The sequence below is a fragment of the Coleofasciculus sp. B1-GNL1-01 genome (genome assembly GCF_040220235.1).
Taxonomy (GTDB): Bacteria; Cyanobacteriota; Cyanobacteriia; order Cyanobacteriales; family Coleofasciculaceae; genus Coleofasciculus.
The window spans coordinates 72,103-85,798 of record NZ_JAVJTO010000157.1; the positions used below are offsets into that span (position 1 = coordinate 72,103).

General features: G+C 46.1%; 13 protein-coding genes. 6 read left to right on the forward strand and 7 right to left on the reverse strand.

Annotation, left to right across the window (positions count from 1 at the left end; genetic code table 11):
• Nucleotides 1-71 precede the first annotated feature (71 nt).
• Nucleotides 72-1,292: a peptidoglycan recognition protein family protein gene (locus RID53_RS34015; RefSeq protein WP_446392300.1), complete on the reverse strand. Its 1,221-nt coding sequence runs from the start codon at nucleotides 1,290-1,292 to the stop codon at nucleotides 72-74.
• 154 nt (nucleotides 1,293-1,446) lie between these two features.
• Between RID53_RS34015 and RID53_RS34020 the strand changes: the two genes are divergently transcribed.
• The 3 genes from RID53_RS34020 to RID53_RS34030 all read left to right on the forward strand — a co-directional run bounded on the left by RID53_RS34020 (nucleotide 1,447) and on the right by RID53_RS34030 (nucleotide 4,163).
• A complete protein-coding gene (locus tag RID53_RS34020; protein ID WP_446392301.1) occupies nucleotides 1,447-2,298 on the forward strand; it encodes an alpha/beta fold hydrolase in 852 nt (283 codons plus the stop codon).
• 80 nt (nucleotides 2,299-2,378) lie between these two features.
• Nucleotides 2,379-3,554: a nuclear transport factor 2 family protein gene (locus RID53_RS34025; protein WP_446392302.1), complete on the forward strand. Its 1,176-nt coding sequence runs from the start codon at nucleotides 2,379-2,381 to the stop codon at nucleotides 3,552-3,554.
• A gap of 126 nt (nucleotides 3,555-3,680) precedes the next feature.
• Nucleotides 3,681-4,163 (forward strand): DUF4079 domain-containing protein, encoded by a 483-nt coding sequence (locus tag RID53_RS34030; RefSeq protein ID WP_446392303.1) that lies wholly within the window; start codon nucleotides 3,681-3,683, stop codon nucleotides 4,161-4,163.
• A gap of 119 nt (nucleotides 4,164-4,282) precedes the next feature.
• On the opposite strand, the gene recD2 is transcribed toward RID53_RS34030, so the two are convergent.
• The 3 genes from recD2 to RID53_RS34045 all read right to left on the reverse strand — a co-directional run bounded on the left by recD2 (nucleotide 4,283) and on the right by RID53_RS34045 (nucleotide 9,144).
• The gene (gene recD2, locus RID53_RS34035) at nucleotides 4,283-6,616 is read right to left on the reverse strand and encodes an SF1B family DNA helicase RecD2 (protein WP_446392304.1); all 2,334 of its coding nucleotides are present in this window, start codon (nucleotides 6,614-6,616) and stop codon (nucleotides 4,283-4,285) included.
• Between the two features lie 366 nt (nucleotides 6,617-6,982).
• Entirely contained in the window at nucleotides 6,983-7,117 is a 135-nt protein-coding gene (locus RID53_RS34040) for a hypothetical protein (RefSeq protein ID WP_446392305.1), read from the reverse strand.
• Nucleotides 7,108-9,144 carry an FAD-dependent oxidoreductase gene (locus tag RID53_RS34045; RefSeq protein ID WP_446392306.1) on the reverse strand — a complete coding sequence of 679 codons (2,037 nt, stop codon included), beginning with the start codon at nucleotides 9,142-9,144 and terminating at the stop codon, nucleotides 7,108-7,110. Before RID53_RS34045 ends, RID53_RS34040 begins: the two co-directional genes overlap by 10 nt.
• Before the next feature lie 148 nt (nucleotides 9,145-9,292).
• Here RID53_RS34045 and RID53_RS34050 point away from each other — a divergent pair, with 148 nt between their 5' ends.
• Both RID53_RS34050 and RID53_RS34055 read left to right on the forward strand, forming a co-directional pair.
• Complete coding sequence (locus RID53_RS34050; RefSeq protein ID WP_446392307.1) at nucleotides 9,293-10,474, forward strand: RtcB family protein; 1,182 nt, start codon at nucleotides 9,293-9,295, stop codon at nucleotides 10,472-10,474.
• Between the two features lie 170 nt (nucleotides 10,475-10,644).
• Nucleotides 10,645-11,721, forward strand: a complete 1,077-nt coding sequence (locus RID53_RS34055) for a DNA-methyltransferase (protein WP_446392308.1) — start codon at nucleotides 10,645-10,647, stop codon at nucleotides 11,719-11,721.
• A gap of 15 nt (nucleotides 11,722-11,736) precedes the next feature.
• Here the strand turns inward: RID53_RS34055 and RID53_RS34060 are convergent, their stop codons facing one another.
• The 3 genes from RID53_RS34060 to RID53_RS34070 form a co-directional block, all read right to left on the reverse strand.
• On the reverse strand, nucleotides 11,737-12,663 hold the full coding sequence (locus RID53_RS34060; protein WP_446392309.1) for a BstXI family restriction endonuclease: 927 nt from the start codon (nucleotides 12,661-12,663) through the stop codon (nucleotides 11,737-11,739).
• 53 nt (nucleotides 12,664-12,716) lie between these two features.
• Complete coding sequence (locus RID53_RS34065) at nucleotides 12,717-12,962, reverse strand: helix-turn-helix domain-containing protein (RefSeq protein ID WP_446354374.1); 246 nt, start codon at nucleotides 12,960-12,962, stop codon at nucleotides 12,717-12,719.
• Nucleotides 12,963-13,067: 105 nt separating this feature from the next.
• A complete protein-coding gene (locus RID53_RS34070) occupies nucleotides 13,068-13,307 on the reverse strand; it encodes a helix-turn-helix domain-containing protein (RefSeq protein ID WP_446377654.1) in 240 nt (79 codons plus the stop codon).
• Nucleotides 13,308-13,425: 118 nt separating this feature from the next.
• Between RID53_RS34070 and RID53_RS34075 the strand changes: the two genes are divergently transcribed.
• A complete protein-coding gene (locus RID53_RS34075) occupies nucleotides 13,426-13,677 on the forward strand; it encodes a hypothetical protein (protein WP_446392310.1) in 252 nt (83 codons plus the stop codon).
• Nucleotides 13,678-13,696: the final 19 nt, after the last annotated feature.

Consider the following 13,696-nt stretch of genomic DNA (forward strand, 5'->3'; position numbering starts at 1 on the left):
GTTGTGGGCTATGCCCGATGCAATCTCACGGCGCTTCTTCAGGAGTTTTGAAGGTTTTGCAGCTATTTACCTTAAGCTAAATTCAGAACCGACCATGTCACCGCCCCCACAATCCCATCTGCTGTCATTCCTTTTGAGCGCTGAAACGCAATAACGGCGGCTTTTGTCTTGGGACCATAGATCCCATCAGCAGGACCTGGATCAAAGCCTTCTTGCTGCAAAATCTCTTGGACTTGCTTCACTTGGGGACTCACGGAACCTTCCTGGAGTGGTAAAAAAGGCTCTAACGGTTGATTGCGCCATTTTTGGGAAAACTCCACCAATGTCGCCTGAGGCAGTTGTGCTTGTAACCACTGAATGGCTTGGGTTTGATGGGGGAGTTCCCGGTAATATTTATAGGTATCGAGGAGTTGAACTTGGGTGAAAGGGGTTTGTGGATTCAACGGTGTACTTCCCCCCGGTGTTGTATCCGGCGCCGTCGGAGTCCCAGTGTCGGTGGGAGGTGGCTGTGTCGGTTGAGACACCCGTTCTAAAACCTTCCACGTATTCGGTCCGACCAAACCATCGGGTTCTAACCCATAAAACTTTTGGAACAAAACCACCGCATCTTCAGTACCCGCGCCAAAAATACCATCAATTGGACCCGGATTAAACCCTTGAGCGCTGAGAATTTGCTGGAGTTCCTTCACTCGTAGTCCGGTGTCTCCTTCCCGCAAAACTTCGATGAAAGATGCTCCTAATCGCTGACGGACTTCCTGGCGTAAGCGAGGTAATTGACTATATAACCAATCTCCCGGACATTGAGTGGGAGAAAAGTCACGATGTCCGAGAATATTATCCGGGCTAATTTTAGTCGTTGAGCAAATCGAGGCGCATAATTCAACCAAACTATCCCACTGTTTGGCATTCATTTGATAGGTGATAAACGTTCCTTCATTTTCAATACCTGGCGACTGATTCCCTTTATTACTACCCGCATGGGATGAACGCACACTGCGTCCTTGTTTAGCCGCCGTCAGACTTCCATGTCTACCTTCTAGCAAATATCCGCCCGTCGTGTTTAAAAAATTGTGACCGGAATCAATCCAGCCAAAGCCATCCGTATGGGCTGTTTGAATGCTGCGGGCGAAGGTTTTGGCTCCCGTTAATGTCCCTCTAGAGACATCATTGGGGGGATTAGGAGTCGCCGTATGATGAATGATAATATATTGCGGTCTCGTTTGGGGGGGCCACTGTTTTGGGGGTCTAGCGCCCCATTCGTTCGTTGAAATAACACTCGCTGTAAATGCCATATCGATTCGCCCTCCATTCAATTTAAATCAGCCGTGAGTTGACTCAAACCAATCTGATTTGTTCTGATTCTACCTAATCCCTGCTCAGTAGAATGCGTTATCTTTTATTGATATTTGCTATTCTACGTTCGGGTTGACACACTTGGAACGCAAAATGACACCAGCACGGCAAACTGTATCCTTACCTGGAATCCAACTGTCTTATCTGGAGTGGAAGCAAGGTTCAGAACCCTTATTACTGCTCCATGGTTTAGCGGATCACGCTTTAGTGTGGTCGAGTTTAGCAGAGTATCTAGCTGAGAGCTATCATATCATCGCTCCCGATATGCGCGGTCATGGGGAGAGTAGTAAGCCCGAAGATGATTATACCTTTGCCAGTGCGATCGCGGACTTAGAAGCCCTCATGGATTACTTGGGATGGTCATCAGCTCATATTATCGGACATTCCTGGACAGGTAAATTAGCGCCGATTTGGGCAAAACAGCATCCCGAACGGTTTTGCAGCATGATTCTGGTTGATCCGATTTTTATCTGGAAAATGCCTAGTCTGCTCAAGGTTACATTCCCTTTGTTATACCGGGTTTTGCCGTTTCTCAAAGGAATGGGTCCGTTTGAGAGTTATGAAGACGCCGAACAGAAAGTGCGTCAGTTAAGTCAATATCAAGATTGGACGCCATTACAGCAGCAAGTTTTTCAAGCCAGTATTGAGCAGAAACCCGATGGTTCTTGGGGGAGTAAGTTTACCGTGGCTGCCCGTGATGGTACGTTTGAAGATGTGATGCTCGTCGCCGGATTAACGGTTCCGATTCATATCCCTACCCTGTTTGTGCAACCGGAAAAAGGAGTGAATCGCCAAGACTGGCAACTGAAACCCTATAAAACCTATTTAAAAAATTTACAAGTTCGTCAGGTTCCTGGTAATCATTGGCCCTTTTTGGTCGCGCCAGAGGAGTTTAACCAAGCAGTAGCAGCATTTTTAGAGCAACATCGAAAAGCTAACGTTTAACCAGATTGATATTCATCTTCAATAAATAACCTGCACTCTCATTCACGATACATTCTTAATGAGAGTCACAAACTGCCAACATGACAAAACCTGCTCACTTGATGATTAAATCCCTGTATCAGGCAATCAACCGCAGGGATATTTCCGCCGCTATAGACTGCATCGATGATCAGTGCGTCTATGAGGATCTTAACTTTCCCCAACCCTTTCGTGGGAAAGCCGCCGTTCAGCAACTTTTTGAAGAATCCTATCAAGGTGTACCCGATGACTTACTCTTTGTTATTGATGATATTACGACAGGAGATCCATCTTCCACGGGTGTCCTTTGGCATGTTGAACTGGATGGTATTCCCTTTCCCAATGGACGAGGGGTCAGCTTTTATCGCCTATCTGAAACCACGGGGAAGTTAGTTTTCGCCCGTGATGTGGTGGAACCGCCAATTAAACCCGGTAAAGTTGCATTCTGGATTATTCGATTGGTTACTCCTCTGGTACGACGACTGCTTAAACGCCAGCCAGAAACCCATGCTATGGCTAAATCAGAACAACCTCAGCCATGGGTTGCGATCGCGTTGGCACTGATGGCTATACTCTATACTTATGTCCTCTTACTCTCTCCACCCAATCAACTTCTTCCCGGAGAACCAATTTGGGCAATTCAACCCGAAACCTTACAGGAAATTCTGGATGAGTCGCTCAATTTCTTCTTGATCTTACCGATTCTCAATGGGGTGGGTATTCATGTCATGGAATCCCCAACGGTTCACCCTACCCTAGAAGCACTGTTTAACTTTGCCGAAGCCTGGATATTTATGTTTCTCCCCTTGCTGTTAATGGATAAAAGGGGACGCCATTTACCTAAGGTTTTGATGTGGAGTGTGGCAATGTTCCTGACGAATGTTATTCTTACGCCTTATATGGCATTGCGTTATACCGTTCCCCCTCCTCAAGACAAGGATGAACCTGAAAAAAGCTGGTTAGCTCGTCTTTTCGGATGGATTGGGCTGATTGTAGGTACTCTAGCTATTGTATGGGGTTTTGTCGGAAGACCGGAGTTTGGAGATTTAGCACAGAGGGCGCACTATTTTAGAGAACTGCTAATGAGTAACCGGGTAACGATCGCATTTTGTATTGATTTGGTGTTGTTTTCCATTTTCCAGGGTGTACTGTTAACCGCCGTCATTCCATCTAATCAAAGGGGGCGCTGGCTGCGATATGTTCCCTTCTGGGGATTGGCGGTTTGGCTGATTATCTGATTAGTGATTTGTCATTTGTCTTATGTCTTATGTCCTTTGTCCCAGGTTTTATGCCAATCATTTAACTTGCTGAAAGTGCAAAACGTGTCAAAATAGATAGATGTAAAGAAAGATGAATTAAAACCGATGGGAGAACAACTGAGTCAAGTCCTAGAACCTATCGCGGCGTGGTTTCGCACGTTAGGCGTTCCTGAACCGATTGTTCACTGGGGACATCCTGTCATGATGGGAATCGTGATATTTGTTCTTGGTAGTTTTGTCGCCTATATGGGATGGCGTAGTCGGTTGACGAAGGATGGGGAAGTGGCAGCGAAAAGTCGGGCGTCTCACCGTCAGCTTGCGCCGTTGATGTACTTGTTTATTGCGCTGGGATATACCGGAGGAGTTCTTTCCCTGGTTATGCAGCATAAACCTATTTTTGAAAGTCCGCATTTTTGGACAGGTTCTTCTGCTGTCATTTTGTTAGGAATTAACGCGGTGATGACTTTCGGTTTTGGGGGTGATCAGAAGGAATCGTTTCGTACTGCTCATGCTTATTTGGGTAGTACAATCATGATCCTGCTCGTTGTTCACGTTGTCCTTGGTCTAAAACTGGGTCTTTCAATTTAAAACGTTAATGTCAACAACTGCAACATCGTTGTCATGTGAGCATCTTGCTCGCTACCCATTGCCAATTTAAATGCGTGACCGCTTAGAGACGTTACAGACGTTCCGCCGTAACGTCTCTACTAAGAACGATCGCCTTCCATAATAGTCCTAATTGCCCGATCCAGCAGTTCAATCGCTTCATTTTCATAATGATAGGTTTTAAACTTTTGTCCAGATTCTATCACTTCTGGGCGCTTGGAGGGACGGCGACCATAGTGGGATTGATAAAGCTGGAGCGCCAACGAGCCAATCGAAGTCTTTTGCCCTTTGGTAGCATCAATATTGAGTTCACGGAGTCGCATCGCCACGCTAACAAATTGTTGATTTGGCGATGCTGGAGACTGCATCGTTCTCACCTGATTCAGTGCATCAATTAAAGTTTGATGAGACTCAGATAATAATAAAGGCAACTGAGTATATCGGCGCATTGGTTTATCGATACTAACAGCATACCTTAACGTTTCTGGTCTACCAACGGCGATAAATCCACCATAGCTGGCACGAGTCATTGTGGTGTAGAGAAGTTGACGAGAAAGCATCCGGTGGTTTGAAGGCGACAGAGGCATAATTACATACTGGAATTCACTACCTTGAGCCTTATGGCAAGTTAGGCAAAACGAATGCATAATCTGCTCAAAAATGCCGGGGACATAATCAACAACCGCGCCGCCTTCAAATGCAACCGTAACCCGTTCAGGATTGGATTTGGTTTTAACCTCAATCACCCAACCCCCCTCGCCATTCATTACCGCCGGGATTGTATCATATCTATTCTTCAATTGAATCACGCGATCGCCAACTCGATACACCACCTCCCCCGTTTCCACTTCTGGCTGTTCCGGTTGTTTTGGGTTAAACAGAGGCTGCAATCGTTTATTTAACGCTTGAACCCCAACCACCCCTTTCTTTTGGGGAGCAAGAACCATTACCTGATCTTTTAAGTTAACCTGATCACGCTGCATCTGTGCCACTAGCTCGACAATGGTATCGGCAATTGCTTCCGGGGTGTGGCGACACAGCAGGGCGCAATCGGAAACTCGTTGCCATTGTTGAGGAGAGTAAAACTGTTGCAACTGAGGAACCAAGCCACGAATAACATCTTCTGCGGCATAGATAATTGGACTTTCTTGCCGTTGGCGGTAAATTTTGTTCAGGCGAGAACAGGGTACAACTTCAGATATCAGTAAGTCGCGCAGCACCATTCCCGCGCCCACACTCGGAAGCTGATTATGATCCCCAACCAACACGATTCTCGTATGGGGTTCTAAGGCTTTTAAGAGGGAATTAAACAGGAAAATATCAACCATACTAAATTCGTCGATAATTAACCAGTCAATCGGCAAGGGATTGTCCTGATTAAACTCAAACTTTTGACCGTACCCTCGCCACTGAAGTAGACGATGAATCGTTTGGGCATCTAACCCGGTGGCGTTCTTCATTCTTGTCGCTGCCTTTCCCGTAGGTGCAGCTAAAGCCACCTTGAATCTACACTCCGTTAGCCAATCGATCAAATACTTCAAAATATGCGTTTTCCCTCGCCCAGCACCCCCCGTAATAATGCTAATGGGTTGGGCATAGGACTTTAACAGTGCCTGTCGCTGTTCTAGATCAAGCACCCCAGACTGCCGCCATTCTACTGCTTCTAGTTCTTGTAACCACTCCTCTAACGGTTCGATAGGCAGTTTTCTGCGAGAGGCAAAATACAGAATCAATCGGGCGACATTAACCTCCGCCCGATAAATTGGTTTTAAATAAAGAGACTCGGATAACCGTCCCTCCACTACAATTTTTTGGGTGAGCGCATTCTCTAATACCTGATTAAGTAACTGGGGATTTGGTGTATGTCCCGGACAACTCAATAACTCTAGTGCTGCTTCAATAAGTTCGGAGCTGGGGAGAAAACAATGTCCCTGATTTCTGGCATCTTGTAAGGTTTGAAGAATCCCTTGCTCATAGCGCAGGGGACTATCAGGAGGCATCCCCAACTTGAGCGCTAAACTGTCAGCTATTTTAAATCCGATTCCATCAATCTCATTAATAATCTGATAAGGGTTGGTGTTGAGGACGGATGCTGTACGCTGATCATAGTAGTCAGTCAGTTTTAGGGTTAACCCCAAAGATATCCCCATCCCCAGCAACCAAGCTTGAGTCCCTCGGACTGGGTTGCTCTTGCTTTTCTCCCAAGCTGAGAGGATGGCATCAATCCGATATTGGTATAACCCAGGAATAAGTTTAAGTCGTTGGGGTGAGAACTCCAGAACGTCTAGGGTATCAGAGCCAAAATAGGCTGTCAGCAAAGTCGCTGTCTTCTTGCCAATGCCATGAAATATACCACTGGCAAGATACTGTTCGATTTCTGCTGGATCGAGCCTGGGGAATTGATCGTTGTTGTCTGTTGGGAAAGCCATTGGCATGATTGATTGCTCCCTGAACAGGTGAACCAGAAATCCTAAACTATACCTAATTTCAAGTCTGGTAGTATCTTCATTGTACAGTGGAGAGCGATCGCAAAAACCTGATTTAGTAAGCTGTCATGCATTTAAATTGGGAATGGGTAGCGAGCAAGATGCAAAGCCTGCGGCATGGCTTCGCTAAAGCCTGCGGCATGGCTTCGCTAAACGCACTACAAGGATTTCGCCCTTATTGATATTAAGGTTTAAATGCCGAACAGCTTAACAGCTTTAAAAGGTGACAAATTTAGGAAAAGGGCGCACGTCTATGCGCCCCTACAGTTAATTAATCAATTGCCAATATTATGGGAAACGGGTGTAATCCTTTCGTCAGATAATTCGGGTTTTCTGACTGACGCGATCGCACCATCTCTCTACCCCGTTTAAGGCACAAACAACCACTAAAGTGGCTACTACAAACAGGCTGCTACAAACAGCGCGATCGCACGTTTCCTTTAACGCCAATCGTCCCAATCCTGATTAAAAATCGACGTATCTGGAAACGCCGTCGGATTATTATTCCGTTCCAACCGTCGCCGCAACACCTGCAACTGCGGATCATGGGGTGGAAGTCCATCCACCAATTCAAACGGTGCAATTCCCTTCTCCAACGCAAACGCCGCCGCCGTTCCCGCCCCTGCACCCGATGACCATTCAAAGGAATGCACCCGATACGCCGCCGCTGCAATATGACTCGTGGCAATACTTTTTCCCGCCACTAACATATTGTCAATCTTTTGCGGAATCATCGCCCGCAGGGGAATTTGAAACGGATAGGCTTGACCCGCCCCCTGACGTTCCCCCTCTCGTTCTGTATTTCCTGGCGCTTCTGGGGGAGAGAAACTCATGCAGGGATGAAAATCAATGGCATAATGTCCAATTCCCACCGAATCGGGATAGATGGTTGAACGAGTACGTCGATTCACCTCATCGGGCGATACCTCACCCTGAATCACCGAAATCGCTTCTCGTCCCGCCAAAGCCGTCCATAATTGGCGATACATTTTGGGAGATAAGGTTTGACGGTAATAATCCTCCCGGTAATTGCGGCGAGACATATCAATTTCCCAAATTGTAAACCCCTCCGGATACCCAAACGCAGGGCGTCCGATAATTCGCCGTCCTTCCCGCATATAGGGATACTTAGATAACCCATGTACTGTTCCCATGGGAGAGTCTAATCCGGATAAATAACGATAACTGGGATGGGGTTCCTTGACGCCATCACCAAGTTGGGAGTCTGTTGTTCCGTCAACTAACCAATAGAAATATCCCAGGGAGAGTTCCTCTGCTTTGCGTAAACTCTCGGTTCGCAAACCACCCATCCAACCTCCGGGGGCTAACTGTCCCGTCTCTTGCAATTGGTCAGGAGTATAAACAAGGTTATCAGCTTCAGTACCGGGACGATAGTCATTTCCCCACGTCCAGTTTTGCATGGAGATATCCCCGACGGTGGGCGCGGTAAAGGAAATTCCGCCAAATTTCTCCGGTTCACCTTTTTTAGGACTCCAAATCCGCCGATAGGTAAATACTAAGTCAAAGTCGGCTAAGCGGGGTAATTCATAACTATAGTAGGGTTCGTACTGCCGATAAAATGGCGGCATTTCATGGCTTTGCGGTTCCTTGGTGGCTTCCATGGCAAAGGTGTAGGTAAACCCCTGAGTACAATAGGGATTCCCGGTGGCGCTGGAAGACGAGGGTTCGAGATGAGAACGGGGGTCAATTCCCAGGCGGTAAGGGACATCCGCCAACCCAATCAGTTCCCCGGTTTCTGTAGCCTCCACCACATACCAATCTGGGACGTTTCCCGGTGATGAGTTTTGAGGAACGAAGCGGATAATAGTTTTGTCAAAGCGGGGGGAATCTTGGTACTGATACCAATCTTCAATGGTTTGTGATAGAGGAAATGTATTTAGGGGGAGTGCATCCGAGGCGGGTTGATGCTGAATGGCGATCGCACTTTTAATCAAGTTCCCGGTAGGATTGTAGTCGAGTTCCTTTATCACCGTGGAGGGAAACCACTTCAGTGTCCCTTTCCCCCGTTTGGCTGCATCCTGCAACATATCCAGGAGGATATCATGGGCGTCGCTGGGAATAAAACAGGATTCACTCACCCAACAATCCCCCGGATTCAGTTCCCCATATTTGCGTCTAATCCGTTCCCGCAATTCCAAATAACCGCGAGAATAGAAAAGGCGCGATCGCTGAGTCGGGCGTTCATCCAGTGCAGAGGTTCCCTGGGAGGAAATCTGTCCCCCTACCCAGTCGGTAATCTCCGTCAAGCAAACCGTTCGTCCCGCGAGTAACCCTTCATAGGCTGTCGCTGCACCCGCTAATCCACCCCCAACCACCAAGATTTCACAGGTGACGGTTTCATCGGGCGTGCCATCGGAAACGCTACGGGCAATTGGGGCGAGGGATAGTAGAGAAATCAGGCTAAAAGACAAGGAAATGATAGATTTTCCGGCAGATACACGTCGAGAACGCTTCATAAGAGTTAAAATGCAGTGCGTATCAGATGTTACATTACAGTGGATGCCTTGACGTTGCCATCCCCCAATAAGTTCATCTCCTCAACGAAATCTTTCTGTATTATAATTGTAGTATGTTGATATTATTTAGCGCTAGAGGCGCATATTTATGCCTTACGAACAACTGAAACTGTCCACCGATAAGCCCGTTTTATCCTGGGCAAATCATGATTTAGGAAAGGATGAAACCCAAATGGCAAAAAATGTGGCATCCTTACCGTTTGTGTTTAAACATGTGGCGTTAATGCCAGATGTTCACTTAGGTAAAGGCGCATTAGTTGGGTCTGTTCTTGCCACCAAAGATGCGGTTATTCCTGCCGCTGTCGGTGTCGATATTGGCTGTGGGATGGCAGCAATTAAAACGCCATTTAGGGCGGAACAACTGGAGGGGAAACTCAAGAAAATTCGCTTAGATATTGAAGCCGCCATTCCGCTGGGATTTAACCAAAATAAAGAGGTGGAAAAAGATGCCAGCAATTGGCAAGGCTGGGCGCATTTCAAAGACTTACATCGCGGTGTGCAGGATGTGCAAGGAAAAGCGATGAAGCAGTTGGGTTCTCTGGGTGGTGGAAATCACTTTATTGAAGTGTGCCTTGATACGGAGGATTCCGTTTGGTTAATGCTTCATTCCGGTTCTCGGAATATTGGTAATCGCTTGGCGCAGTGTCATATTAGCACGGCAAAGGAATTAGCCAAATTAGCCGAAAATCGCTTACCTGATCCGGATTTAGCCTACTTTATCGCCGGAACTCCAGAATTTGCCGCCTACTGGCGAGATTTACAATGGGCGCAGAATTATGCCCGTTATAATCGCGATGTGATGATGGCGCGTTTTAAGCGAATTGTGGAACAACATTTGGCGGGCGGTAAGTCAACCAAGCCCTTGTTAGAGGTAAATTGCCATCACAATTATGCCGAGAAAGAAGTCCATTTTGGGGAAGACGTGTATGTGACGCGCAAGGGTGCAGTGCGGGCGCGTGAAGAGGATTACGGGATTATACCCGGTTCGATGGGGGCAAAGTCGTTTATTGTCAAAGGGAAAGGGAATCATGCAAGTTATTGCAGTTGCTCCCATGGCGCTGGGCGTTTAATGTCTCGGAACAAGGCAAAGAAACAGTTTTCCCTGGATGATTTGGTGACACAGACGCAAGGGGTTGAATGTCGCAAAGATGGTGGGGTTTTGGATGAGATTCCCGGCGCCTATAAACCCATTGATGAAGTGATGAATAATCAAGCGGATTTGGTGGAGGTGGTGGCGACACTGAAGCAGGTAGTTTGCGTGAAAGGCTGATTTGTCGGGTGGGCATTGCCCACCTTATTTGTTGATACTAAATTTGCTTTTCTATTTTTAGAAGCTTACCTCATGCTAGACAACTATAAGTTGTGGCTAACACAGACTCAATGATCAAGATTCGAGTTAAAATCGGATGAGTGTAGACATGACAAACGTTTCCTTTGAGAATGAAAATTTACCTAAAATCTCCTCAAGTCACTCTCTATCACGGAGATTGCTTAGATACACTGCGCTTGCTACCTGATGATTCAGTTAATCTTATCCTTACTGATCCACCTTATCATTCGACAAAAAAAGCCAACATTACGGGTGACAAAGACTTTAAACATGACCAAGATTACCTTAACTGGTTAGACACTATAGCAGAGCAATGGCAACGGGTGTTAGCTCCCAACGGTTCCCTATACTGTTGTGCCTCTCTCAAGATGGCAGCCAGAATTGAGGTGATGTTAGCTGAACGATTTAATGTACTCGCTTCAATCACCTGGACAAAGCCCAATGCTCCAGGGTATGACGGATGGAAGCAGAAAACAAACAAGGAAAGTCTACGCAGTTGGTATTTACATTCTGAGCGGATTATTTTTGCTGAGTCAGCATCCCCAGAAGAGCCTAAACAGGCTACTCGAAGATGCTCATCTCGCTCTGCTGCTACCACTTCATTATCCGCCTTTGGCAGCTTACTTAGAAAAACTCGCTTGGCAGCAGGACTATCTACAATTCAACTAACAGAAGCTATTGGTGAATATGGTAGTGTAAATCACGGTGGTGCGGTATCCAATTGGGAAACTGGCAGGAATATCCCAAGTCCTGAGCAATATCAAAAACTAAAATCAGTATTTGCTAAACTCAGTTCCCAAGTTCCCGAACTGCCTGATTACGAGAAAATAATCAGACCTTTCTGTGTAACAGCTAATATCCCCTACACGGATGTTTGGGATTTCCCTACAGTCAAACCTTATCCGGGTAAACATCCAGCGGAAAAGCCCCTAGATCTAATTACACATATTATCAAAGCCAGTTCTTATCCAGGTGACGTCGTTCTGGATTGCTTTGCTGGCTCAGGTGTTGTGGGACAAGCTGCTAAAATGTTAGGGCGTAAAGCCATTCTCGTTGAAATTGAGGAGCGTTGGTGTCACAAAATTGCTCTACGGTGTTCCGAGCCATCTGAGTTATTACCAGAAGTTAAGAAATCAGCCTTTGATTGGCAGAAAGAACCCTTATTTCAGCTATTGAACGATGGATGATATAGGTAAGTAAAACTATTTAATACGTTGATTGTTTCGGAGGACTTTTTCCATCCATTCTAGCGTATGTTCAACTCCCCAATCTCTTGCGGCTGCATTACAGTGGTGATGTCCCCATCCCAGGTTATAACGTCGATGGTTATATACTCCTGCTCTTAATTCCTTAACATGAAAAAGATTGGCTGTAGTCACTGTTAAATCTGGGACATTTCTGCCTTCAGCTTGTTCAACACGAGAAGCAAGTTCTTTAGCCGAAATTCGCTCTAAACAAAGAGGACAAACTGTACATCCATGACCATCCAGTAGCCTATTTTCCTGAAGTTTTTCCAGATTAGCCAGATCCATTTCCCGGCATTTATCCTCGATCCTCTGCTGGCATTCTTCAAGATTCGATATGCCTTCTTGACAAGCCATATCCATAATCCCCTCTGTTCGCCAAGCCAAAAAAGATAGTTGATACTTAGTTGCTTCTATCTCTTGAGAAGAAGCATACTCATAGACGCGGATTCCTGCCCCTTGACCTCCCGTCTTTGTGCCTGTATATCCATGTCTTATCTGAGAGTCATCAGAACGGGTAGTGTCGGGTACACGAGCAATGTATTGTCCGCCAAGTGGTGGAGTTCGGGAAGTTGCTGGAGACCAATCGTACTGACTCGGAGGGTAATTATTCCAGTGATATCTTGTTTCATAAAGAACTAATAAATTTCTGCCAAGCTTTAGGTCGTTGGGTAAATCGGGATGAGGCTCTGGAGGATTATCAGAAAAGTAATCTTCTGGAGAAGCAAGAACGATATAACCCTTCTCGAATCCACCTTCTGGTTGAAGAAAGTTACTGTTCCAAGAACTGATTGGGATTAGGACGGTATTACATCTCTTTACACGATTTTGGTATACAGTATCTTTTTCAGCTCCCCTTGTTTGACTGGTCTTGTAGATTTTCATCGCTATGGCTTCTGGCAGTCCAAGTTTGTAGCTTAGCTTAGTTTTTTTAGCCTTCACTCTTCTACCTCAATGCCGTAATTAGTAAAGAGAGCAGAAACAGATATATTTAGTGCTTTAGCTAGCTTTTCAATATTTTCTAATGAGGGATTGCGACTCCCCCTTTCAATACTTGAGATGTAAGTGCGGTGAAGGTCAGCTTTTTCAGCAAGTTCCTCTTGAGAAAAATCTAATTCTCGCCGACGTCGTCTTATCGCTTTGCCAAAGCGCTGTTTAATATCTGGTTTGCTATCTTGCCTCACAGCATAATTTTTAGGGAGCGCAGACAATAAGTCTACATACAATAAATAACTTTTTGTATACTATGAGTAACAAAATGGACATAGGCGATCGCTTAATCCCCAAAACTACTCCTCATCCTCATCTGACTCATCTAAATACAGCCGAATAAACTCTTGCGCCGCCGCCGGATCAATCTTCCGCAGTGCCTTTCTGATTTCCAAAACTGTCTCAGCGGAAGGATCTTGAGTGTTTTGATACCAGTAGTGAACCGTTGATCGACCAATCCCCATTGTCACCGCCAATTTATTTTGGCTGATTTTGTACGTCTGCAATACCTGTCTTAGCGCTTCACCTGCTTTTCCCATGGTTTCTATAGTGTCAGAGGCTTATGACTCAGTAAATGTTCATAGTTATGAACTTTGTGCTAAACTGACTTTGTGTTCGTTTTTATGAACATAAGCCCCAAAAATTAGGACAACTCCAATGACTGAAGACTTTATCCGCGATTCCTCTCCAACTCCCAATCCTGAAACCCCTGTACCATCTACGCCCCCGCCAGACAACCGACACCCTCTAAAAGTCATCGTTATCAGTTCACCCCAAGGCGTCACCCGCACCATTCATACCCTCTATCGCCTCGGCTACGCCCACGTCAGCGAGTGGAGTAAGCCCCAACCCACCCAGAATCCTGGCGAAGTGATGAGTGTTCTCTACCGCCGCCTTCGGATCGATTAATGAACAGACTTAACCCCTA